15 protein-coding genes are annotated in these 24,652 nt (G+C 68.0%); 5 read left to right on the top strand and 10 right to left on the bottom strand.

Annotation, left to right across the window (positions count from 1 at the left end; genetic code table 11):
- Positions 1 to 313: 313 nt before the first annotated feature.
- The 6 genes from RIN43_RS10865 to RIN43_RS10840 all read right to left on the bottom strand — a co-directional run bounded on the left by RIN43_RS10865 (position 314) and on the right by RIN43_RS10840 (position 6,972).
- Entirely contained in the window at positions 314 to 883 is a 570-nt protein-coding gene (locus RIN43_RS10865; protein ID WP_309128935.1) for a DNA-3-methyladenine glycosylase I, read from the bottom strand.
- 35 nt (positions 884 to 918) lie between these two features.
- Entirely contained in the window at positions 919 to 2,973 is a 2,055-nt protein-coding gene (locus RIN43_RS10860; RefSeq protein WP_309128934.1) for an acyl-CoA dehydrogenase, read from the bottom strand.
- Between the two features lie 166 nt (positions 2,974 to 3,139).
- Positions 3,140 to 4,573: an MFS transporter gene (locus RIN43_RS10855; protein ID WP_309128933.1), complete on the bottom strand. Its 1,434-nt coding sequence runs from the start codon at positions 4,571 to 4,573 to the stop codon at positions 3,140 to 3,142.
- A gap of 85 nt (positions 4,574 to 4,658) precedes the next feature.
- Positions 4,659 to 5,480 carry a MetQ/NlpA family ABC transporter substrate-binding protein gene (locus tag RIN43_RS10850; RefSeq protein WP_309128932.1) on the bottom strand — a complete coding sequence of 274 codons (822 nt, stop codon included), beginning with the start codon at positions 5,478 to 5,480 and terminating at the stop codon, positions 4,659 to 4,661.
- A gap of 32 nt (positions 5,481 to 5,512) precedes the next feature.
- Positions 5,513 to 6,202: a methionine ABC transporter permease gene (locus tag RIN43_RS10845; RefSeq protein ID WP_309128931.1), complete on the bottom strand. Its 690-nt coding sequence runs from the start codon at positions 6,200 to 6,202 to the stop codon at positions 5,513 to 5,515.
- Positions 6,199 to 6,972 carry an ATP-binding cassette domain-containing protein gene (locus RIN43_RS10840; protein ID WP_309128930.1) on the bottom strand — a complete coding sequence of 258 codons (774 nt, stop codon included), beginning with the start codon at positions 6,970 to 6,972 and terminating at the stop codon, positions 6,199 to 6,201. Before RIN43_RS10840 ends, RIN43_RS10845 begins: the two co-directional genes overlap by 4 nt.
- A gap of 60 nt (positions 6,973 to 7,032) precedes the next feature.
- Between RIN43_RS10840 and RIN43_RS10835 the strand changes: the two genes are divergently transcribed.
- The gene (locus tag RIN43_RS10835; RefSeq protein WP_309128929.1) at positions 7,033 to 7,443 is read left to right on the top strand and encodes an OsmC family protein; all 411 of its coding nucleotides are present in this window, start codon (positions 7,033 to 7,035) and stop codon (positions 7,441 to 7,443) included.
- 4 nt (positions 7,444 to 7,447) lie between these two features.
- On the opposite strand, the gene recQ is transcribed toward RIN43_RS10835, so the two are convergent.
- The gene (gene recQ / locus RIN43_RS10830) at positions 7,448 to 9,436 is read right to left on the bottom strand and encodes a DNA helicase RecQ (protein WP_309128928.1); all 1,989 of its coding nucleotides are present in this window, start codon (positions 9,434 to 9,436) and stop codon (positions 7,448 to 7,450) included.
- Positions 9,437 to 9,526: 90 nt separating this feature from the next.
- Here recQ and RIN43_RS10825 point away from each other — a divergent pair, with 90 nt between their 5' ends.
- A complete protein-coding gene (locus RIN43_RS10825; protein WP_309128927.1) occupies positions 9,527 to 9,823 on the top strand; it encodes an N-acetyltransferase in 297 nt (98 codons plus the stop codon).
- 92 nt (positions 9,824 to 9,915) lie between these two features.
- On the opposite strand, the gene RIN43_RS10820 is transcribed toward RIN43_RS10825, so the two are convergent.
- Positions 9,916 to 12,954, bottom strand: coding sequence for a S8 family serine peptidase (locus RIN43_RS10820; RefSeq protein WP_309128926.1), 3,039 nt, complete (start codon positions 12,952 to 12,954; stop codon positions 9,916 to 9,918).
- Positions 12,955 to 13,105: 151 nt separating this feature from the next.
- Here RIN43_RS10820 and RIN43_RS10815 point away from each other — a divergent pair, with 151 nt between their 5' ends.
- The 3 genes from RIN43_RS10815 (at position 13,106) to RIN43_RS10805 (ending at position 17,079) form a co-directional block, all read left to right on the top strand.
- Positions 13,106 to 13,651 (top strand): ECF transporter S component, encoded by a 546-nt coding sequence (locus tag RIN43_RS10815; protein WP_309128925.1) that lies wholly within the window; start codon positions 13,106 to 13,108, stop codon positions 13,649 to 13,651.
- 109 nt (positions 13,652 to 13,760) lie between these two features.
- Positions 13,761 to 16,193, top strand: a complete 2,433-nt coding sequence (locus tag RIN43_RS10810) for an energy-coupling factor transporter ATPase (RefSeq protein ID WP_309128924.1) — start codon at positions 13,761 to 13,763, stop codon at positions 16,191 to 16,193.
- A gap of 10 nt (positions 16,194 to 16,203) precedes the next feature.
- Complete coding sequence (locus tag RIN43_RS10805; protein ID WP_309128923.1) at positions 16,204 to 17,079, top strand: siderophore-interacting protein; 876 nt, start codon at positions 16,204 to 16,206, stop codon at positions 17,077 to 17,079.
- A gap of 24 nt (positions 17,080 to 17,103) precedes the next feature.
- On the opposite strand, the gene RIN43_RS10800 is transcribed toward RIN43_RS10805, so the two are convergent.
- The gene (locus RIN43_RS10800; protein ID WP_309128922.1) at positions 17,104 to 18,771 is read right to left on the bottom strand and encodes a LuxR C-terminal-related transcriptional regulator; all 1,668 of its coding nucleotides are present in this window, start codon (positions 18,769 to 18,771) and stop codon (positions 17,104 to 17,106) included.
- A gap of 136 nt (positions 18,772 to 18,907) precedes the next feature.
- Positions 18,908 to 24,634 (bottom strand): hypothetical protein, encoded by a 5,727-nt coding sequence (locus tag RIN43_RS10795; protein ID WP_309128921.1) that lies wholly within the window; start codon positions 24,632 to 24,634, stop codon positions 18,908 to 18,910.
- Positions 24,635 to 24,652 lie beyond the last annotated feature (18 nt).

Here is a 24,652-nt window from a genome sequence, read left to right as displayed (position 1 = left end):
CCAGCAGGCTGGACGCGTTGGTGAGCCACACACCGGCATCGTTCAGGTCGACCTTCGTCGTCGGGAACCCGTCGTACGCGACCGCCATCGTCGTGATCGTCATCGCCCCGATCGCGACGCCCGCCGCTGATGCGAGGGTCTTCGGACGCGATCGCACCCACGTCAGCGCCTTCATACGGAATTCCCCCCTGGAACACGTGCTCTGAACTGCGTCGCATCAGCGCACGACGGCGCGCACGGACGCTTCATCCTAACCAGGTGAGTGCACCGACCGAGAGGCCGGTGCATGGGCAGAGATACCCACCCGGTGCGTTCAGGCCCGCCAGCATCCCTCGACGTGGTCGTCGACCATGCCCGCCGACTGCATGAGGGCGTACATGGTCGTGGGTCCGACGAATCGGAACCCTCGCCTGCGCAGGGCCTTGCTCAGCGCCGTGGACTCCTCTGTGACCGCAGGCACATCCGACAACGACCGGGGGCGCGGGCGGGCGGCGGCGGGTGCGAACGACCACATCAGCGCATCGAGCTCCCCCTCCGACATGTCCCGCACGAGTGCTGCGTTGGAGATCGTCGCCTCGATCTTGGCCCGGTTGCGGATGATCCCGGTGTCGGACATCAGCCTTTCCACGTCATCCGGGCCGAACGCGGCGACCGCGTCCGGCTCGAACCCCGAGAACACCTCTCGGAACCGGGGGCGCTTTCGCAGGATGGTGATCCAGCTCAGTCCGGCCTGGAACCCTTCGAGAGCCATCTTCTCGAAGAGCGCCCTGTCGCCATGCAGTGGCCGGCCCCACTCCTCGTCGTGATAGCGGCGGTACTCGGCGTCGTCACCGACCCAGGCGCAACGTGAACGCGAATCGGGACCGGTCAGAAGCGCAGACATGCGTTCACGTTATCCGCCTCCCCGACGTCGGGGGGTCAGCGCCGCTTGGCCGTCGCCTTCAGCGACTTCTCCGAGACGGGCGCCCGACCGGATGCCTTCAGCTCGGCGTAGTACGCGCGGGCCTCGTCCTGTCGCTGCTGCTCGGCGCCGCCGGCGATCGGCGCGCGCACGTGCTCCGGTGCGAAGCCGAACGCATCGACGAGCTCGAGCGCGTGCGGGCGCAGGCGAGCGCACAGCCGGCCGATGTAGCTCGACACAGCAGCGGCACGCTGCGTGGAGAGGCGCCCGTTGATCAGGTACCAGGCGAGGTGCTTCTCGACGAGGGTCAGCCCGAACAGGTCGCGCAGCCAGGTCAGCACCTGCTTCGTGCCGGGGTCTTCGATGGCGCGCACGGCATCGGTGAACGCCTCCCACTGCAGCAGCTCACCGTGCGCGCGAGCAGCTTCGATGAGCTCGGCCTGGTTCTCGTTGAACAGCTTCTCGCCCAGGACCTTGTCCTTGCCTGCGGGGCGGAGTCGACCGGCGATGTCGGCGACCATCTGCTGCACGCGCTCGGTGAGCAGCTCATGCTGCTGCTCCTCGCGCAGGCCCAGCTCAACCGATCGCGCGGTCGACCCCAGGTCGGCGACGGCCTGACCGAGGGCGCGCAGACCCGCACCGTGGAACACCTTGCCCGCGGTCTGCCCGACGGCGTACTTCGCCAGCGCGGCTGCGTCCTTACCCTTGAACTGCTTGGCGTAGTCGGTGAGCAGGCGCTTGCCGACCAGTTGCAGCAGCACGTTGTTGTCACCCTCGAACGTGACGTAGATGTCGAGGTCCTGACGCAGGCCCACGAGACGGTTCTCGAACATGAAGCCTGCGCCGCCGCATGCCTCGCGCGCCTCCTGGAGGGTGTCGAGCGCGTGCCAGGTCGACAGCGGCTTTAGGGCGGCTGCGAGTGTCTCGAGATCCTCACGGTCGTCGGGGGTGTCGGTGCGACCGGAGAACACGCCGTCGAACTTCTGCAGGAACTCGTCGTGCGCGAAGATCTGGGCGTAGGTGGTCGCCAGGCGAGGCAGCAGCCGGCGCTGGTGCTTGCCGTAGTCCAGCAGCACGGTCTCCTCGCCGTCGGCGCCGTCGAACTGGCGGCGCTGGGTCGCGTAGGTCACGGCGATGTGCAGGCCGAGCGCCGACGCCCACGAAGATGCTCCGTCGAGGGAGACGCGCCCCTGTACGAGCGTGCCGAGCATGGTGAAGAACCGACGGCCGGGGCTGTCGATCGGGCTCGTGTAGGTGCCGTCGGCCGCGACGTCGCCGTACTTGTTGAGCAGGTTGGTGCGCGGGACGCGCACGTGATCGAACGAGAGCCGGCCGTTGTCGATGCCGTTCAGACCGCCCTTGAGGCCGTCGTCCTCGCGACCGATGCCCGGCAGGTCGGTGCCGTCTTCGCCGCGAAGCGGCACGTAGAAGCAGTGCACACCGTGATTCACACCGTTCGTGATCAGCTGCGCGAAGACGGTGGCCGCGACTCCGTGCAGGGCCGCATTGCCGAGGTACTCCTTCGTCGCACCGCGGAACGGGGTGTTGATGACGAACTCCTCGGTGGCCGGGTCGTAGGTCGCGGTGGTGCCGACCGCCGCGACGTCCGAGCCGTGCCCGATCTCGGTCATCGCGAAGGCACCGGGGATCGACAGGTCCATCACGCCCGGCAGCCACTTGTCGTGGTGCTCCTCGGTGCCCAGCTGCAGGATGGCCGAGCCGAACAGTCCCCACTGCACGCCCGACTTGATCTGCAGGCTCGGGTCTGCGGCGACGAGCTCCTCGAAGCCGGCGATGTTGGCGCCGTTGTTCTCCTCACCACCGAACGTCTTCGGGAAGGCCCGGTGCACTGCGCCGTTCTCGACGAGCAGGTGCAGTTGAGTGAGCACGCGTTCGCGATGCTCGTCCTTGCCGAGGGCGTCGTCGCGCCAGAACGCCGGGTCCTTGATCATCTCGCGGGCCTCACGGCGCGTCTGCGCCCACGTGCCGAGGAGCAGCTCGTTCACCTGCCCGACATCGATGCGGGGCTCGTCCTGTGCGGCGGTTGCGGGGCGGACTGCGGCGTCGACCATGACGGTTCCTCTCAAGAAGGAGCGGGGGATGCGTCAATGGTAGGTCTGCGACAACGACCGGTGAAGTCGCCTGTGGGTTTCACCCAATGCGGTCGCGCCCCGACCTCCGGGTCTGTTGTCGTGAGTCCACAGCATCCATGATTCACCGCCGGCGACTGGAGGACGGTCAGCCGGCGTGATCCTCGGCGTCGACGTCCTTGCCGGTCGGGTCCCAGGCGATGACGAGCAGCGAGATCAGGCCGGCGAGCGGTGCGAGCGCGACGATCCAGAACACGCCGGTCGACAGCGACGTCGCGAGCACGGGGAAGAAGACCAGCGAGACGATCGAGAAGACGCGCTTCACGGCCTCGTTGAAGCCCACCCCGACACCGCGCAGCCTCGTCGGGTACGACAGCGTCGCGTAGCTCATGAGGTTCGCGCCGGGGCCGCCGGCCTGCGCGAACACGAAGGCGGCGAGCATCGCGATGGAGATGATCACGAGCGCGCCGGTCGGGATGCCGACGATCGCGAGGACCAGCAGGGACGCCGCCTGGATCGCGAAGCCGATGATGGTCATCCGCCGGGCGCCGACCCTGTTGATCAGACCGACGCCGAGGAGGCCGCCGGCCGCACCGAAGCCGAGGTTGATCACCAGCGCCGAAAGGATCGTCACGAGCGGACCCTGCTGGAACAGCATCGCGATGATCAGCGGGGTGCCGTAGGCGACGGCGTTGTATCCGAAGGTGGAGAACACCGAGACGCAGAGCGCCGCGATGGTGCGCAGGCGGTACCGCGCGGCGAACAGCTCGCCGTACTGGCGCCAGTGGCCGGTGCGGGCCTTGGTGGTGCGGGTCGTGTCGGCGTCCGCCGCCAGCTCCACGTCGAGACCGTGGTGCGAGCGCATCACGTCGACCGCGCCGCGCAGGTCGCCCTGATCGGCCAGCCACTGGGGCGACTCGGCCATGTACTTGCGGCGGACGAGCAGCACGATGATGGCTGGCACCGCACCGAAGCCGACGACCACGCGCCACAGGATGCCGTGCTGTGCCACGGGCAGCAGCAGGAAGACCGCGAGCACGAGCAGGTAGCCGAACCCTGTGGCGATGTACCAGGCGGGCGACCATGCGTTGACACGCTGGGAACGGCTGCCGGAGCCACGCAGCTTCGAGAACTCGGCGAGGAACGCCATCGCGACCGGCAGGTCGAGGCCGACGCCGACCCCCATCAGGAATCGGAAGAAGATGAGCACCCACTCGTTGGGCGCCAGGGCGCAGCCGATCGCGGCGACGACGAAGAAGGCCATGTCGGCCATGAACAACTTGTACCGCCCGAACCGGTCGACCAGCATCCCACCGAAGATCGCGCCGATGACAGAGCCCACCATGATCGCGGCGTTGACGAAGCCGGTCATCAGCGGGTCGAGACCGAACTCCTCCTTCACCGCCGTGATGCCGAACGCCAGCGACGAGAAGTCGTAAGCGTCCATGAAGATGCCGCCGAGGGCGAGCACGATGATCGCCTTGGTCTTGGTGCCCTGCGATCCCTTCTCGGCGAGCAGGGCGTGCACGTCACGGGCCGAACGGATGAGCGTGGGCGCTGCGGTCTTCTGATCGAGGCTCATGAGGGCCAACGCTATGACCTGTCATGACATGATGCGACATCGAGCCGTCATCCGGCGTCATGAACGACCGCGGCTCCGCGCACGCTCACCAGGCGGTCTGAATCGTGCCGTTCGACTCGATGACCTCGCGCACCTGGTCGCTCGTGAACGCCGCCTTCAGCGCCGCGGTGGCTTCGGAGTCCGCATCCTGTTCGCGGACGACGAGGTTGAGCGCGAAGGTCTCGTCGAGCTCCGTGATGAGGCCGTCGTCCTGCGGCGTCAGTCCGAGCGCCGCGATGTGCGAGGGCCACTGGAAGACCAGGTCCGCCTCCTCGTAGGCGGCGTTCAGCGAGGCGATGGGCACCTGCAGGAACTCCACGTCCTTCGGGTTCTGCACGACGTCCTTCACTGTCGCCTCGTACGGGTCGACCTCGGGATCGAGTGCGATGACGTCGTGCTCGGCGAGGAGCTTGAGGGCGCGGCCGGTGTTCGACGGGTCGTCCGGGATGGCCACCTTCGCCTCCTCGGGGAGCTCGGCGATGTCGTCGAGCTGCTTCGAGTAGAACGCGATCACGAAGTTGTACACCGGCTGCACACCGACGAGCGTGCCGTCGTTTCCGGCGTTGAACGACTCCATGTACGGAATGTGCTGCGAGAAGTTGGCGTACACGTCTGCGCTGTTCAGGATCGTGTTCGCCGTGACGTAGTCGGCCACCTCGACCAGCTCGATCTCGTAGTCCCCCTCGATCGCCTCCGCCGCCGCTTCGACGACGTCGGTCATCGGGGCCTGCACCGCGGCGACCTTGAGCGTCGAGGGGGTCTCAGCGCCCGCCCCGGCGTCCGGTCCCCCCGCGCCTCCCGCGCACCCGCTAGCCATCAGCGTCAAGCCCAGGGTTGCGGTCAGCAGCGCGATTCGCGACTTCGTCATGTGTGTCTCCTTCTCGGTTGGGTGAGGCGCGGTCAGCGGCGCTCGAGGCGGCCGCGATGGTCGAGCCGCATCGACGTGCGGTGTCCTGCGGCCTGGATCGCGAGCACGCAGACGATGATGACGACGATCGTGAGGTACATCAGGCTGTCGTTGTAGACCTGGTACCCGTAGCGCATCGCGAAATCGCCGATGCCCCCGCCGCCGACCACGCCGAGCACCGTCGAATACGACAGCAGGCTGATCGCGGCTGAGGTGAGCGCGTAGACCAGACCTGGACGCGCCTCGGGCAGCAGCATCCGGAACACCGCCTGCGGCACGGTCGCACCCGACGCGACGGCGAACTTCGGTATGCCTGCCGGAATCTCGCGCAGGATCTGCTCCGTGAGACGGGCGTAGATCGCCACGGCGACGAAGCACAGCGGCAGCGTCGCCGCCTGCGTGCCGAAGCTGGTGCCCATCACCGTACGGGTGAACGGGATGAGGAAGACGACCAGCAGCAGAAACGGGAACGAGCGCACGATGTTGATGTAAAGGTTCGCGATCACGTTCACACCGCGGTTCTCGGCGATCCCGCCGCGCTCGGTGAGATGGACGATCGTGCCGAGCGGCAGGCCGATCAGTACGGCGGCGGCGAGCGAGACGAGCATCATGTAACCCGTCTCGGCGAGCGCGACGAGCATGTCCTCCCCGTACTCGGAGAGCAGGTCGGTGAGCCAGGTCACGACATGAGCTCCCGTCTGACCTGCTCGTGATAGCTGGGCAGCGAGCGGTCGCCCGTCTTGGCGACGTCGAACACCTCGCGCAGGCGCCCCTTCTCGAGCAGCGCGGCGCGGTCGCAGATGGCCTTGACGACATCGAGGTCGTGCGTGATCACGATGACGGTCGTACCGAGCTTCTCGCGAGCACCGGCCAGTACTTCGAGCACGTCGGCGGTCGTGGACGCGTCCAGCGACGAGGTCGGCTCGTCGCACAGCAGCAGGGGCGGGCGGGCGACCAGCGCCCTGGCGAGCCCGACCCGCTGGCGTTCCCCGCCGCTGAGCTGCGCGGGGAAGTGCTCGGCGCGGTGCGACAGCCCGACGAACGCGAGGATCTCGTCGACGGCCGCGTCCTGCCGCTCCCGTTTGAGCGCTTCGCCGGCGCGCAGTCTCGACAGCTGCAGGGGAAGCCGCACATTGCGCCGCACGCTGCTGTTGGCGAGCAGGTGCACGCCCTGGAACACGACGCCGATGTCGCGGCGCAGCTCGCGCACAGCGCGTCGCCGGAGAGCGGAGACGTCGATGCCGCGCACCAGGACCTGGCCCTCGGTCGGGGAGGTCAGGCCGTTGACGAGCTCGAGGAGGGTCGATTTGCCGGCGCCGCTCTCACCGACGATGCCGAAGATCTCGCCTTCGCGGATGCTGAGGGAGACGTCGTCGAGCGCCGGCCCGCCAGACGGAGCGAAGCGCTTGGTGACGTTGCGGAATTCCACGATCGCCGGGGGTGCAGAGACCACGGATGTTCCTCGCTGGCATCGGTTCGGCTTTTATGGACAGCATCCAATTATACTGGCAAGGTGAGTGTGAGGTACCGGACGCAGGCGACCAACGGGGATGACGGCAGGAGCAGGGTGCCGGGCGGGCTCGATGTGGCGGTCGCCTCACCTCTGAAGGCGGATGCCGATCCGTCGGCCACAAATCCGGAACAGCTGCTCGCCCTGGCGTGGGCGACGTGTCTGAACGGCACGGCCCAGGTGCTGGTCGCCGAGCAGCGGCGCACCGCGGTTCGCGTGGAGGTCGAGCTGCACCCCGCGGAACCGGGGCCGGGCTATGAGTTCCGGGTCGATGCGTTCCTCTCGGCAGAAGGACTCTCGCGCGAAGACACCGAGACTCTGCTCACGGCCGCGCACGCCCGCTGCCCCGTGTCGAAGCTGATCCGCCGGGCGGCGACGGTCGACGTGCACATCGAGGAGTACGCCGCAGCCTGAGGCGCTAGTGTGCGGCGATCACCTCGAGCACGGCCTGACCGTACGCGTCGCGCTTCTTCTCGCCGATCCCGCTGATGCCGCCGAGCTCGTTCACCGACCCGGGTCGACGTTCGGCCAGCGCTCGCAGCGTGGCGTCGCCGAACACGATGTAGGCCGGCACGCCCTGCTCGCGGGCGGCCTCGGCACGCCAGCTGCGCAGCGCCTCGAAGAGCTCGCGGTCGCCCTCTGCCAGCGCATCCGCCGCGGATGCCTTGCGAGCGCGGGTCGTCGTGCTGCGGCCGATTGTGTCGCGACGCAGCGGCACCGGCATCTCGCCGTGAAGCACCCCCGTGGCGGCTTCACCGGGTCCGAGCGTGCCGTACTCCCCCTGTGCGACGAGGATGCCGCGGGCGAGCAGCTGGCGCACGACGCTGCGCCAGTCCTGCTCGGAGAGGTCGGCGCCGATCCCGTAGGTGGCGATCTTCTCGTGACCCATCTTGCGGATGCGATCTGTGGATGCTCCGCGCAGGATGTCGATCAGGTGCCCGGCGCCGAAGGCCTGGTTGCGCTCGCGCTTCAGCCGCACGATGGTCGACAGCAGCTTCTGAGCGGGGATGAGCCCGTCGTACGTGTCGGGCGCCTCGAGGCAGGTGTCGCAGTTGCCGCACGGCTGCGACTCCTGCCCGAAGTACCCGAGAAGGTTCTGCCGGCGGCAGGCGACGGTCTCGCACAGCGCGAGCATGGCGTCGAGGTGCTGCCCCATGCGCATCTTGAACGTGCGGTCGCCCGGACTCTGATCGATGAGGCGCCGTTGCTGCACGACGTCGCCCAAGCCGTAGGCCATCCATGCCACGGACGGTTCGCCGTCGCGCCCGGCACGCCCGGTCTCCTGGTAATAGCCCTCGACCGATTTCGGCAGGTCGATGTGCGCCACGAACCGCACGTCCGGCTTGTCGATGCCCATGCCGAAAGCGATCGTGGCGACCATGACGATTCCGTCCTCGCGCAGGAACCGCGCCTGATTGGCAGCACGCACCTCTGCGGGAAGTCCGGCGTGGTACGGCAGGGCGTCGACGCCCTTGGACGCGAGGTGCTCGGCCGTCTGCTCGACGGATTTGCGGCTGAGGGCGTAGACGATGCCGGCCGCTCCTTCGGGCTGGGAGCGGATGAACTCGACGAGCTGGCGGCGCGGATCGACCTTGGGGACGATGCGGTACTGGATGTTCGGGCGATCGAAACTGGCGACGTAGTGCTGCGCTGTCGTCAGCCGCAACCGCTCGGTGAGCTCCTTGTGGGTGGCACGCGTGGCGGTGGCGGTGAGCGCCATGCGCGGAACGCCGGGGAACCGCTCGGCCAGATCGCCAAGCGCCAGGTAGTCGGGGCGGAAGTCATGACCCCACTGCGACACGCAGTGCGCCTCGTCGATCGCGATCACGCTGAGGACGCCGCGCTGCAGCAACTGCGTCGTCTGCGGTGAGGAAAGGCGCTCGGGCGCGACGTAGACGAGGTCGAGTTCGCCCGCGACGTAAGCGCGCTCCACCTCGCGTCGCTCATCCAGCGACTGCGTGGAGTTCAGGTAGGCGGCGCGCACTCCGTTCGCGCGCAGCGCGTCGACCTGGTCGTGCATGAGGGCGATGAGGGGGCTGATCACCAGGCCCGTTCCCTCGCGCACGAGCGCAGGCACCTGATAGGTGACCGACTTGCCGCCGCCCGTCGGCATGAGCACGACCGCGTCGCCGCCGCCGATCACCTGCTCGACGATCGCCGCCTGGTCGCCACGGAACGCGTCGTACCCGAAGACGGTGCGCAGGGCCTCGATCGCGGTCGGGAACCGCGACGGCGCCGGAGCCGGCTCCGCGGCGAGTGCGGAGGCAGGGGACGTCGGCGCCGAACCCCAGTCCAGCGGCGGCTCCCAGCCGTCGGCGGGCGGCATCCAGTCCATCTCCTCCGGCTCTCCCCACGGTTCATCCGGGTACGGCAGATCCTCGTAAGGATCGGAGGGGAGCTGCGGCATCCCTCCAGCGTAGCCACCACCGCCGACGCAGGGCCCCGGGTGTCCACAGGGGCGGCGACCGCGTAGGTTGGACGGACTGAAGGAGGAGCCATGCCCGACATCACCGTCACCCGCAACGACGACGTCTCTCGCTACGAGATCCACTCCGACGGCACTCTCGCCGGATTCTCCGAGTTCGAACGGCGCCCCGGGGAGTTCCGCTTCATACACACCGAGATCGACCACGCCTTCCAGGACATGGGCCTCGCGACCCGGCTCGCGTCCGAGGCGCTGGCGGATGCCGCGGCATCCGGTGACGCCATCGTGCCGTACTGCTCGTTCATCCGGAAGCACCTGGAATCCCACCCCCTCGAGGGTGTGGAGATCCGCGTTCCCAACCAGGGCTGAAACGCCGCAGACCCAGGGCCACTCGCAGGACGTTCTGCGCAACGCAGAGGGACCGGATGCCGATCGGCATCCGGTCCCTCATTGCGCTGCGGCTACTGCGCGGCGTCGACCGTCACGATCGTGCGCACCTCGGAGTCGCCGTACTGCACGACGCCGAGATACTTCGAGCCGGCCTGCAGACCGGACCACGACAGGTCGTACGAGACGGCCTCACCGCGGGTGGTCTGCAGCGGGTTCGGGGTCGCCGTGAGCGAGCCCTGGTCGGCACCCGTGACCACGTTGGCGTAGGTCATGTCCCACGTCATCGGGTTCGGCGTCGAGTACATGTTCGCCACGACCAGGTAGGTGCCCGCGGTGGGCGCCGTGATGGTCACCCGCTCGTCGGCCGACGCGGTCGCCGACTGCCAGCGCTCGTAGTAGCGCAGGTCGGTCGGGGAGACCACGCGGTAGACCGTCAGGTCGAGGTCGCTTCCCTCGTCGTCGGACGAGTCGAGGTCGAAGCGCGACAGCGTCGTGCCCTCCGGCACGTCCACGATCCAGGTGACGTCCTTGTTCTCGTCGCCGGAGTCCTGGTCGCCGGAGTGCCCCTCGACGGGGTTGGCCTCGTCGACCAGCAGCGTCAGCGGGGTGAGCCCGTGCAGGTTGAGCGGCAGCTCACCGTCGACGCCGGGGGTGATCTCGATCGTCTCGGAGCCGTCGACACCGGCGCCGGAGACCTCGGCCGGTGCGTCGGCCGTGACCGGGAAGACGGCCAGCGGCGAGCGCACGTCGCCGTTCTCACCCTTCCAGGTCAGCAGACCGGTCGCCCACTCCTCGACCGGCGCCGTGGCGTTGTCGAACGTGACCGTGAAGGTCTTCGACTCTCCGGCCTTCGAGAAGCTCAGCGTCGAGGGTTCGACCGTCACGTCGACTCCTGGCAGATCCACCTCGGCGGTGTAGCTGCCGGGCGCCGTCGCCGTCACCGTGCGGGTGACGGTCTGCGCGCTCGCCAGCGATCCGATTCCGATCGACGCGCCGTTGAGGTCGCTGCCGTCGATCGGCTCGATGCCGTCGAACTCCGCGAGCCCGGTGCCCTCGATGTACGCCGCCCACTCCGCAGGACCGGCCAGGTACAGCAGGCCGGGCTCGAAGTAGCGGGTCGGGTCGACCTGACCGGCGCCCTGCGAGAACGGGTCGGTGTTCTTCGATCCGTCGGCGTTCACCGTGTCGTAGGCCGTGGTCATCATGGCCGACTTGATCTCGGCCGGTGCGGCGTTGGGGTGCTCTCCGAGGTAGAGCGCCGCCAGACCCGCGACGTGCGGGGCCGCCATCGAGGTGCCCGACAGGATGCCGAAGGTCGGCTCCGCATCGGGTGCGTTGTTCGTCGCGGCGAGGATGGCCACGCCGGGCGCCGCCACGTCGGGCTTGATGACGTCGGAGCCGTTGGCGTTCATCGGGCCGCGGCTCGAGAAGCCGGCGATCTGCGGCACAGGCGTGGTCTCACCCGTGACGTTCTCACCGATCAGCGTCACCGGGAGGTCGGTTCCGCCCTGGACGTACGCGAGCACAGCCGCGCGGTGTGCGGCCGCGAGGTGCACCGTGGGGACGGCGTGGAAGTCGTTGTCGAGCGAGTCGGCGCCGCCCGGAACGTTCACGAGGACCATCCCGATGCCGCCTGCGTCCTTCACGACGTCGGACTTCTCGGCGCGGGCGTTCTCACCGCGGTCGCAGACCACGATGTGTCCTGTGACCTTCGCGGCGTCCAGCGAGCCTGGCAGGCACAGCGCCGCGCCGTCGCCAGCGGCAGCGTCGCCCGCATAGATCGACGGTCCGGTCACCTCTTCGCCGAAGGGCACGCTCACCGAGGCGCCCGCCTCCTCGAAGCCGGGGAAGCGCACCGTGCCCTCCCAGGTCGGGATCGTGGATGCTGCCACCGTCGTGTACCAGGGCGATGCGTGGTCGGCCGTGACCGGGTCGGGGCCGTTATTGCCCGCGCTGACCGAGACGAAGACGCCGGCGGCGGCCGCGTTGAAGAAGGCGATGTCGTCGGGTTCGAGCACGCTGGTGGCCGCTCCCCCGCCGATCGAGTAGTTGATCACGTCGACGCCGTCGGCGACCGCCGCATCGATCGCAGCGACGAGGTCGCTCAGCGCGCAGATGTCGTCGTCGGTGACAGCGGGGTCGGGTCCGACGTAGCACGCCTTGTAGGCCGAGACCTTCGCCGCGGGTGCGACGCCGGACACGGTGCCGAAGTCGACGCTCTCGACGGAGGCCTCCACGCCGAAGTTCCCCGCCGCGGTGCTCGCGGTGTGCGAGCCGTGGCCGTCACCGTCGCGCGGCGAGAGGTAGTCGTACTGGAAGTCGAAGCCGGCAGCGGCAGCACCGGTGGAGAAGTACTGCCCGCCGACGAGCTTGGTGGAGTAGTCGTGCTTGTCCCAGCCCTGTCCGGTGACGATCGGGCTCTGGAAGGTGCCGCCGTCGGCCTTGTCGAAGTACACGTACGAGCCGTCGGTGTAGGGCTGCCCCTGCGACTTCTTGTGGTTCTGCTTCTTCAGCTTCGCGCCGTCGAAGGAGGGGTGCTCGGGCGCGATGCCGGTGTCGACCACACCCACCACGATGCCTTCGCCGGCGGTGTCCACCCCGCCGGTCTGCTCCCAGACGCCGCCGGCACCTGTGGCGTCGTCACCGAGACCGAGGAAATCGGTGGAGGTCTGCGCCTGCGGGTGGCGGATGCTGTCGGGATAGACGCCGAGTACATCCTTCGAGGCGCGAAGCTTGTCGACCTGGGCGCCGCTGAGATCGGCGCTGAACCCGTTCAGGGTGATCTGGTACTCGGCGTCCGGCGTCACGCCCGCCTGCTTCGCCAGCTTGCGCTGCTCGTTCTTGAGGTGCGCGCGGTACTTCTGCGAGTTCGCGGAGTTCGCGTCGAGCTGCTTGCCCTTCTGAGGCTTGGTCGCCTTGAGGCCGCTGACGCCGCCGTCGTAGGTGGCGAGCGGGTCGCCCTTCAGCACCACAATGTAGTGGCCCGGTGTGCCCTCGATGGGCGTGGGAGTCGTCACCCCCTCTGCTGCGAATCCGGACGTCGCCGTCGATCCGATGAACAACGCGGCCAGGGATAGGGCCGCTGTCACTCTGAGGGGTGGTCTTCTCATGAGGTGCTCCTGTTCCAGGTGCGGCGGCGTTGCCGCACCGTCGTTCAACATATCCCCGTGTGCGTCGTCACGCCAGCGCCTCGGCGAGCCTTCCGGAATATCGACGACGCTCGGCGGCTCCGTCTCCGCGGCCGGCCGATAGCCTTGAGCTGTGAGGACCCGGACGGCGCTGAACACGCGGACACTGCTGATCTGTGCCGCGATCGGCGTGGCCACCGGCATCCTGGGTGGCATCGCCGGCACCGTCACCCTGGGTGTGCTCGCTGTGGTGCCCTACGTGTACGGACTTGTGCTGGGTGTGCACGTGCTGCCCGGCATCATCGCCCAGGAGGTCCTGCGCCGACCGCTCGTCGCGCTGATCACCCACGTCGTCGCCGCGCTGATCTCGAGCGCGTTCAATCCGGTGTGGGCCATGCGGTTCATCGGCACGGCCCTGCTGTTCGGTGCGATACAGGAGGGCGTCGCGGCGCTGACCCGATACCGGGCGTGGGGCCGTTGGCGGTTCTTCGTCTCGGCTGCGATCATCGGCGTGATCGTCGCCGCGGTGGTCGGCGTCGTGGTCGATCTCGCCCGTTTCGAGCTGTGGGTGCAGGTGGTCTATCTGGTGGTGTCCGTTCTGGGCCCCATCGCCTGGACGGCGATCGGTGTCGCGATCGGCAACTCGCTGCGTCGGGCGGGTATCGCGCCGGCGACCTGATCGTCGCCTTCGCGGTGCACCAGTCCCCTGACGCAGGATCGCGGAGGCGAGCCGCGGACCAGGTAAGGATAGGCTAAGTAGCGAACCGCCCGCCGACCGAGGTCTCGCCGTGCGCCCATCCGCGCCCCTCCTCCGCGTGCAGGACCTCAGTGTCACGCACGCAGGCGCCGCGCACCCCTCTCCGCGTGGAATCTCGTTCGACGTACGACCCGGTGAGGTCGTGCTCGTTCTGGGACCGAGCGGCTCGGGGAAATCGACTCTGACGCTCGCCTTGAACGGACTCATCCCTCAGTCGGTGGATGCCACGATCGAGGGCGTCGTGCAGGTCGCCGGTCACGACACTCGCAGCACTCCGGTCGCCCGGCTGAGCACGGACGTGTCGATGGTGTTCCAGGACCCTGATTCGCAGCTGGTCACCGGATCCGTGCTCGACGAGGTCGCGTTCGCTCTCGAGAACCTCCTACTCCCGGCATCCGAGGTGCTGGAACGCTCCGAACGTGCTCTTCGGCAGGTCGGACTGTGGCAGCGGCGGTCCTGGAACCCCGATCTGCTCTCCGGCGGCGGACGACAGCGGCTCGCGATCGCCTGCGCCCTCGCGATGCGCTCGCGGGTCATCGTCCTCGACGAGCCGACCGCCAATCTCGATCCGCGGGGCGTCGACGACGTGTACCGCGCACTCGCCGAGCTCACCGCGGATTCCGAGCGCGCCATCGTGCTGGTCGAGCACAACCTCGACGCCGCCATGCGTTTCGCGACCAGGGTCATCGTCCTCGATCACGAGGGGCGGCTGCTGCTCGACGGACCCGCACAGCAGACGATCCGCGCACATGCCGGCGAACTGCACGATCTGGGCGTGTGGCTGCCCTCGGAACTCCTCGCGGACAGCGGCCGCGCGGGGCGGAGCGCCGCAGCCCCGCTCGAATCCGGAGCCGCGCGCGGGATGCCGGAGACTCCGGCCGTCCGCGTGCGCGAGCTCACCGTGCGCAAGCAGGGCGAACACGTACTGGCGGTCAGCGAGCTCGACGTGACGGCGGGATCGTTCACCGCGATCGTGGGGGCCAACGGCGCAGGCAAGACGACGCTGCTGCAGGCTCTGGGCGGGGTGGTGCCTCCGCCCAGGGGCGCGGTGATGCTGGGCGAACTCGATGCCGGCCGTGCGTCGCCACGTGAGCTGACGCGACATGTGGGATTCGTCTTCCAGAACCCCGAGCACCAGTTCATCGCGCATACAGTGCGCGATGAGCTCGCCCACGGTCTGCGCCTGCAGCGGGTGCCGCGATCCGAGATCGATGACCGAGTGGACCGGATGCTCGAACGCTTCGGCCTCAGCCACAAAGCCGACGTGCACCCCTTCGTGCTCTCGGGCGGAGAGAAGCGCCGACTGTCGGTCGGCACGGCGCTGATCACGCGCCCCCGGGTGCTCGCCCTCGACGAACCAACCTTCGGACAGGACAGGGCACGAGCAGCCGAACTGCTCGACCTGCTGCAGGAACTGCAGCGGGACGGCACCACGATCATCGTCGTCACTCACGATCTGCGCCTGGTCGCGCAGTACAGCACGCACACCGTCGTGCTGCGCGAGGGCGCCGTGCTCGCCGCAGGGCCCACATCGGAGCTGCTCGCCGACGACCCGATGCTGACCGCGGCGGGACTTCGCCCTGCGCCGGGGCGAGTCGGCGACGAGCAACCGCATCCGGTCGTAGCACCTCAGACCGCACCGACCCCGACCGACCCGTACGCCGAGGCGCCGGCATCCGGCCGCTTCTGGCTGCACCACCTCAATCCGCTCGCCAAGATCACGGCCGTGCTCCCGGCGATGGCGCTGCTCGTCGTGACCCGCGACCTCGTGACTCCGGCGGCCTTCCTCGCCCTGTCGTACGCTCTGCTGCTCAGCGGCGCCCGCATCAGCCGGCGCATCGCGGTGCTCCTGATCGTCGGGCTGCCGATCGCGACGCTGGTGCTGGCGCTCGGCTTCGCCGTCTGGATCGACCCGGCGCAGGTGGCCGATTCCCCACCCCTGGTGCGCGTCGCGGACTGGACGCTGCATCAGGGAGCGCTGCTCATCGGGCTCGCCACCTCGCTGCGCCTGGCCGCCATCCTGGGACTCGCCCTGATCGGCGGGATCACGACGAACGGCCCCGATCTGGTGCGCGCCGGCGTACAGCAGCTGCGGGTGCCCTACCGGATCGGTTACACGGCGCTCGCCGCGTACCGCTTCGTGCCGCGGTTCGGTTATGAGCTCTCAGTGATCCGCGCCGCTCATCGGGTGCGCGGACACGGGGCGGGCGGACCATGGGGCGGCCGCGATCCGGTCGCCCGTCTGGCGAGGGGCTGGGGATACATCGTGCCGCTGCTGGCCTCGGGCATCCGCCATGCCGAGCGCGTCGCGCTCTCGATGGACTCCCGTGCCTTCGGTGCCCACCCGGCGCGAACCGAGCGTCATGCCGTGCCGTTCCGCACACGCGACATCGTCTTCATCGCCGTGACGCTGGCACTGTCAGCCGCGATCCTCACCCTCACCTTCCCCTGGCGGCTCTCCTGAGAGGAACAGCATGTCCTTCAGCAAGCTCGTGAAGCCCGCGTCAGCCGAGCTGATCCACCTGACCGTTCAGCGCACCGAGCGCCTGTCTCCGCATTGGATGCGCGTGACGCTCGGGGGCGGGGAAGTGGATCGGTTCACGCCCATGGGATACGACCAGTGGTTCCGTCTGTTCCTGCCCATCGGCGGGGAGGCGGGGCTCGATCGGGTGCCGGCGAAGGCGAACCGTATGCTTGGCTACCTGAAATTCCTGCGCATCCCGGACGGCGAGCGTCCCGTGATGCGCAACTACACCGTCCGCGCCTACCGGCCGGGCGGCGACGACCGCGGCGCGGAGATCGACGTCGACTTCGTGCTGCACGGTTCGCCCACCGAGGGCACCGCGGGTCCGGCGTCGCGCTGGGCCGAGACCTGCCGGCCCGGCGAGCACGTGCTGATCATCGACGAGGGACTGACCTTCAATCCCGCACGGGGCCGGGAACGGGTCGTGCTCGTCGGCGATGAGACGGCCCTGCCGGCGCTCTCATCGATCTGCGCCTCGCTTCCCGCAACGGCATCCGGAGTCGTGATCGCCGAGGTGCCGAGCGCCGAGGATGCTCTGGAGTTCCCTCGACCCGACGGAATCGAGGTGCGCTGGATCATCCGGCCGGATGCCGCTGTCCCCGGCGCGGCGGCTCTCGAGGCGCTGCGCGACCTGGCGCTTCCCGACCATGACTTCCATGCGTACATCGCCGGTGAACAGGCACTCGCATCGGGCGGCCGCAAGCTGCTGGTGGGCGAGCGCGGGGTCGACAAGGGCCTGGTGAGCTTCTGCGGCTACTGGAAGGTCGGGGCCGCGCAGCCCGCCTCGAAAGCCGCGCGCGAGGCGGCGGCTCGTCCGGTCGGCTGAGCTCGCTGCCCGCCAGCCGCCTGGTCAGATCTCGGCGGCCGAGATGAGGTGCCTGTGCAGTGCCACGGCCAGCGCCTCATCGCGGTTGCGGGCCCCGAGCTTACGGTACAGGCTGCGCAGCTGGCTCTTCACGGTGTTGGTGGACACGAACAGTTCGGCGGCGATGTCGCCGACCGCGCTCGAACGCGCGAGAGCGTTGAGCACAGCCAACTCGCGCGGAGTGAGCACGGGCCGATCCGGCTGGATCAGCACAGGCTCGCACGGCGCCGGCTCCAGCACGTCGTGCGCGCCGATTCCCTCGAGTGTGCGCCGGATGGAGTCGACGTCATCGGGCGGCAGCAGGTGCAGCGCGATCCGTTGATCCGAATGCCGCAGCAGCGAGGCGAGCTGCCGGACCACCGCCATCGTGCGTCGGTCGGCACCGGCACGCAGCCCGGCCGCGGCCTCGACGCTCAGCGCCTCGGCGGAGGTGCGCACGCTCTGAGGGCGGCCGGCGATCGCGCGCAGCTCTTTGTACACCTCGCCGATGCGATCCGTCGCGAGCGCGAGCCTTGCCCGGTCGACGTGGTCCTGAGGGCTGTTGCCTCCGTCGCTGCGCAAGACGGTGCTCGCCGCCTCGTAGTTGCCCAGTGCGATGTGCAGCAGGCTGCGCATCGAACACAGCCGCTGCCGGGCGACCTTCGTGTCGCCCTCCCCTCCGCGCAGCACGGCGTATTCCTCCAATTCCACCAGCGCACGAGACGCGTCGCCGGCCAGCAGTGTGGTCAGCGCCTGCACACGAGCGATCACCGCCCAGTGCTCGATGGAACGGCGGTCGTGCTTCATCATGTCCAGGTGTCGTTGCGCCTGCACCACATCGAACCGTTCCAGGGCCAGAACGGCCTCGGCGATGCGGTAGAAGGTTCCGACGTACATGCAGCGCTGCTCGTCGGTCCACGGCTCTCCCCGGGCGGCGAGCACACGGTCCCCGGCCTCCGCGAGGTTACCCGCGAGGGCATGGATACCGGCGCTCATCGCCAGATTGCCGAAACTGGAGCGGTCGGACGGCCCCGCTTCGGCGAAGCCGCGGGCGAACATGTGAAGCGCCTCCGCCTCCTGGCCGCCGTAGAAAAGGCTGGTTCCGAGTTGCGCGTATAGGCGTGGCAGGTATCCGATCAGCTCGGAGCGTCCCTCGTGGATCGCCTCGAGCGCCTGCAGCCCGGCGCGCGCCGAGGAGACCGAGAGAGACGTCTTCCCCATGAGCCGAAGGGCGGCGCTCTCGCTGGTGAGCACCAGAGCACGCTCGGCCGGGCTGAGCCGCCCGGGGCGATTGCGCACGCCGGCGGCCGCGAGACCGAAGTAGTAGATGGCCTTCGACCGGCGGGCCCCGTCGGCGTTGTAGACCAACCCGAGCGCCATCGCCAGCAGTGGATGAGCCATCAGCTGTGCTGTGGAGAGCTGATCGAGCGTCTGGCGTACGCTGTCGCGTCGGTCATCGTGGAGCAGAGCGAACCAGCCCACCCTCACCACGTCGACGGCGAGCGAGAGATCGCCCGTCGCGACTGCGGCTGCGACGGCTTCACCGATGTTCCCGTGCTCGAGCGCGGCGCGCACGTCGGTGCCGGCGCGCTCGGGAATGGACGCGATGAGTCCGGCCGGCACCGGCTCGACACGTGACGCGGAAGGCTGTTCCGGGGGATCTGTGATGGTCATCTTTCTGCAGGTGAGGGGTCGAGGTCACCCCCAGAATGACCATGTACATACTACTACCGGGTACAGGACCTGTGGCCGTCCCTGCGGCCCAGTGGGGGCGCGGCATCACCGGTGCGGGGGATGCCGCGCCCCGAGGTCAGTCTTCGACGGCCATCGCGCTCCGTCGTCGGGCGGCCACCAGAACCGCGCCACCGATCAGCAGCGCTCCGGCGAGTGCGGCGAGTCCCCAGCCGACCGTCCCGCCGGTGATGGCGAGCGGAGGCGACGGAGGCACCTCGTGCTCGGTGACGCACGCCCCCGCCGGGTCGCAGATCGCGCGGTCATCGGGGCTGCTGACCACGTTGCGCAGGGCACCGTCGCCGACTCCGATCACCGTGACGGAGTAGGTGATGGTCACCACCTCGCCGACGGTCAGGTCGCCGTTCCAGACCAGACGGTCGCCATCGCGGGTGAGCGACCCCGACGAGGCTGTCGCGTCGTCGTTCCAGGCCGCGTCGTCGAGAACTGCGGAGAGGTCATCCACGATCGTGGCGCCGTTCACCGCACCCTCACCGCGGTGGGTGACGGTGAGCGTGTAGGTGATCTCGTCTGTCGCGTTGACCGTGGCACCGGTTACGGGGTCGGAGGTCTTCGAGAAGACGTATCCGCCGGTCTTGTGGATCGTGCGGCACCCCTCGGTGCCGTCCTCCGCGACCACGCACTCGCCTGCCTCACTCGGGCTGGTGACCACGTTCGCCAGGGTCGTGTTGCCCGCGCCGGTCACCGTGACCGAGTACGTGATCGTGACCACGTCACCCGGTGCGAGATCGCCCGTCCAGGTCAGCTCCGCGCCGTCCACCGCGACCGCTCCAGCCGTCGCGACGGCGTCACCGTTGTAGTCGGCGTCATCGATCACATCCGACAGGTCATCGACCAGCGAACCGGCAACCGCTGCAGGGCCCTGCTGCTCGACCGTGACCGTGTAGGCCACGACGTCGCCGGCCTGCACATCGCTGTTGTGGACCGGGTCAGCCATCTTCGAGAACACGAACCGGCCCGTCTGATGCGTGGTCGTGCAGCCCTCATTGCCGTCACCGGCCGGGACGCACTCGCCGTTCTCGCCCGGGGTGACGACGTTCGTCAGGGTCATGTCACCCGCCCCGGTCACCGTCACGGAGTACGTGATCGTCACCTTCGCCCCCACGGCCAGATCCCCCGACCAGGCGAGTTCGGTGCTGTCCGCGTCGAACTCACCCTCACCGGCAGTCACCGCGAGGTCATCGTTCCAGGTGGCGTCATCCAGCACCGCCGAGAGATCGTCCGCGAACGTCGCCGCTTCGACCGCGCCGGGCCCGCGCTGTGCGACGGTGACGGTGTAGGTGATCGTGTCGCCCACGACGACATCCGATCCCGGAGCGGCGACCGCCGTCTTCGACACCGTGTAGTCACCGGTCTGGTGCGTCGTGGTGCAGCCCCGGTCCGCAGAGCATCCATCACTCGTGACCACGTTCGTGAGAACCATATCGCCGGCACCCGTCACGGTGACCGAGTAGGTGACCGTCACCACGTCATCGACCGCGAGGTCGCCCGACCACGAGATCGTCGGCTCGGCGTAATCGACATCCCCGGCCGATGCGGCCAGGTCGTCGTTCCACGTCGCGTCGTCCAGCACCGCAGTCAGATCGTCGGTGAACGAAGCGCCATCGACAGGGGCCTCACCGACCTGCTTCACCGTGACGGTGTAGTCGATCGTGTCGCCGATCTGCACATCCTCACCGGAAGCCGGGTCACTGGTCTTGACCGTCTCGTACCGACCGGTCTTGTGCTCGGTGGCGCAGTCGGCAGCAGCTTCGCAACCGGGCGACTGCACCGTGTTCCCGATCAGCGTGTCGCCATCGGCGGTCACCGTCACCGAGTACGTGACCGTCGCGACGTCGCCGGGGCCGAGGTCGCCGGTCCAGGCGATCACGCCGTTCTCGTAGGTGAACTCACCGGCCGAGGCTTCGATGTCATCGTTGAAGGTGGCATCGTCGAGCACGTTCGCGAGGTCGTCGTTGAAGAACTGACCGACCACACGCCCCTCACCCGACTGCGTCACCGTCACGGTGTATGTGATCACATCACCGATCTGCACCTCAGACCCGGATGCGGGATCCGCGGTCTTCACCGTCGTGTACGTCGCCGTGTAGTGATCCGTGCTGCATGCATCCTCGGAAGAGCATCCGTCACTGGTGACCACGTTCCGCAGATGCGTGTCACCCTCACCGGTCACCGTCACCGAGTACGTGATCGTCACGACATCGTCAACGGCCAGGTCGCCCGACCACGACAGCTCGGCCGTCGCAGCCTCGAAACCGATCGTGCCCGCCGATGCCGTCACGTCGTCGTTCCACGTCGCGTCATCCAGCAGACCCGACAGGTCATCCACCAGCGACGCACCGTCGTACCCCGCCTCACCGACCTGCGACACGGTGATCGTGTATTCGATCGTGTCACCGACCTCGACGTTCGACCCGTCAGCCGGGTCGGACGACTTCTCGACGGTGTAATCCGCGACCGGGTGCTCCGTGGCGCAGGCGTCGATGCAGCCCGGGCTCATCACCTGGTTGCCGATCGTGTAGTCGCCATCCGCGGCGAGAGCCGCCGAGTCCTTCACCGTGACCGAGTAGGTCACCGTGGCGACCTCACCCACCGGAACCGTGCCGTTCCACGACAGCACACCATCCGTGACGGATGCCGTGCCGATTGACGCCGAAACGTCACCGTTGTACACCGCGTCGTCCAGCACCGAGGCGAGGTCGTCGCTGAACTCCGCGACAGCAGGAACCTCACCCTCCTGCGTCACCGCCACCGTGTAGGTGATCTTGTCACCCGGCTTGACCGTCTCGCCCGACGCCGGGTCGGACGACTTCTCCGTCGTGTAGTTCACAACCTGCACACCCGCCGGATCGCAGTTGATCGTCGGAACGATCTCCGAATCCTCCGGTTTCGGAGCAGCACCACACGCGTTGTTGACCACGCTGCCGCCACCGGTCATGACCGCGGAGAACTCGTGAGCATCCTCTTCACCCGGCGCCAGCTCCTCCACCGTGAACGAGCCCTGCGGGAACAGGTCATCGGTGATCTCCACATCACGCAACGTGCCCTGGCCGGTGTTCGTGATCACGATCCGATACGGCACCTCATCGCCCACGCGGTAGGTCGGATACGTCGTGACATCGTTCGCGTCGACCCACTCGCCATCCGCGTCCTGCACATACTTCTTCAAAGAAGCGGAGTACGCCGTACCCATCGTCAACGGCTCCGAAGTCCGCATCACCAGCGCGGTGTGCTCGGCGATAGCCTGCGCCCGGTTGACGTACACGTCGCCCGGCTCAGCGCCATCAGGCTCGATCGTCACTGTGAATGCGAACACCGCACCCGGTGCCAGCGGGCCGCCGATCACGCGGACCGCCGTCGGGTTCGGCACCGGCGTCGTCGACCAGTTCACCCTGTTGCCTTCGGTGCTGCCCGGAACTGTGCCGTTGGACGTATGCGACGGGTCATCGGACAGCGTCGCAGGCTCGGCGGTGGTGTAATACACGGTCGCACCGGCGGGCGCGGTCACGGAGGTCACCTCGTACGTGCCTGTGAAGTCGGTGCCACGGCCATCACCGTTGTACGGAAGGATGTCGATCGTGTCCGTGAATGCCTGGGGCAGCGGATCCTGCGACCGCAACGTCACCGTCCATGACCCCTCCTCACCAGAGCCGTCACCATCCGGGTTCGCGATGAACCACTGATCAGTGGACTTGCCGAGGTTGGTCACACCAGACGTCGATACCGTCACCTGCGCTGCGGTGGGAGGCGAGGTCACCCCTCCGACAGAGCTGGTCGCCGTGTTCGTCAGCACCTGGCCCGACTTCACGGACGCACCCGCGACAGCCTGGTAGGTCAGAACGTTCGGCACATTCGTGGGCACCTCGTCGAGCGACCAGGTGAGCACCTGCTGCCCGGTTCCGTTCGTCGAGACGTTGGGAGCAGGATCCGCCGAGCCGGCGACGTAGGTCATTCCGACGGGCAGGGTGTCGGTGATGACGTAGTCGTCCATCGTCTCCGGGATCGCTCCCGCGCCGTTCGCCGAGTAGGTCAGCGTGAAGTTGGCGGGCTCGCCGGGCTTCACGATAGAACGGTCGACGCTCTTCTGGATTGCCGGGGTCGCGGTGGTGATCCGGAGGATGTCACGACGGCCGTTGGTCCGCGGATAGCGCGCGTCGGGGGTCGCGCCGAGCTGAACGTTCTCCCGCGTCCAGGATCCGCCAGACATCACGGAGCCGAACATCCAGATGTCCTGACCGACACGGACGTCGTCGTTGATCCTGACGTAGCCAGCCAGCTGAATCCCTCGATAGCCCTCTTCCTCAGCGAGCGAGTGCGGATAGATGATCCGCATGGCCTCGACTGTGGTGAGGTCGGCAGGCTCCGTAGTCGTCCAGTTGTTGGGGTCGCTGCCGCAGTCGAAGACGTCCGGATCTCCGACGTCGCCGACGTAATACTCGACGGCAGGAGGGCTCTTCAGTTGGGCCGACGGACCGTTGTCGACGTATCCGCGGATCGTGGGAAGGGCGTCGCCCTCAGCCCACGGCGTGTAGGTGACGTAGTCGGCGTCGAACACGAGACACTGTCCCTGAGGAGTGGCATCGGGCACGTCATACAGGCTCGCGTTGTGGTTGATGTACTGCACAACCTTCGTGCCAGCCGATACGCGGTACGTGTCGTCCCAGTTGTTGCCACCTGCCCCGGTGTACGGGCGCCACCAGGATGCAGCCCACACTCCAGGAAGGACGTATGCCTTCGAGGTCGTGTTGTTCTCCGGCAGATCGACCGAGGACAGTCCGGTGGTCGACTGGTACGTCGGGGCGTTGGCCTGGAGGCTGATCGAGCCTGCCCGCTCCGTCGCCACACGGAACCAGAGGCTGCCGGAGGCGATGTACGACCAGTCGGTCGGCAGGAGATTGCCTGCCGCATCCCGCGTCGGAATCATCGCCATGTCGTAGTTGATCCCGCTGAGCGTGAGATCGAACACTCCAGGCTGCCCGGCAACCGGGGTCAGGGTGCACTCCTCGACGAACGAGGCCTCCTGGCCTCGGTAGGTCTCCTTCGCGGCTCCCTCCAGTCCGGAGAGCGGATGAGTGCCGGTGATGAAGGCGTTGTACGGCGAACATCCCTCGAAGTCTCCGTAGTAGCTGTCACCGAGACCGATCTGAGAGCCGTTGCTTTCCGAGAGCTGGAGTCGGTACGTCACGGAGTCGGGACCGGTGTCGGAACCGGCAGCCAGACGAAGCGACCACTCCAGGTCCACATCGACGGCGGTGTAGTCCTCGTTCCACTCATAGTAGGCGGTGTTCTGCCCGAACTGGAGGTCCATCCCGAAGGCGTTCTCGATGAGGAGAGGATCGAGACCCTTGCTCTGACCGTTGATCTGGCCGGTCGCGATGACCTCGTCGCCCGTGTTGCCGTCCACGCGTATCGGCGTCTGCACGACGACGGCGGATCCCTGGTTGATGGTCCCGAGGTTGCAGGTCAGCGCCTTGCCGTCCTCGGAGATCGCGGATACCGGATCCACATCTGCGGTGAGGCACACGTTCGGGACCTCCTTGAACACCCCGTTCTGTGTGGTCGCGGTGAACGTGACATTGTCCACCGGCTCGTTGCCTGGAGCCGGCGCATCGTCATTGACGTTGACGCGCCAGATCGCGTTGACGACATCTCCACGCCCGACGGTGCCGGGAGTTCCCTCCTCCCAAGCTCCGCGGATCTCGTACACGGTGGCCGCATTGGCGGCCGCCGCAGGAAAGAGCGACATGGTCAGCGACGAGATCACTGTCGCGACGCCCAGCGCCATCCGCTTCCGCGACGACCC

This window comes from Microbacterium sp. (genome assembly GCF_031178445.1).
Lineage (GTDB): Bacteria > Actinomycetota > Actinomycetes > Actinomycetales > Microbacteriaceae > Microbacterium.
This window is presented reverse-complemented; position numbering and strand designations above follow the sequence as displayed.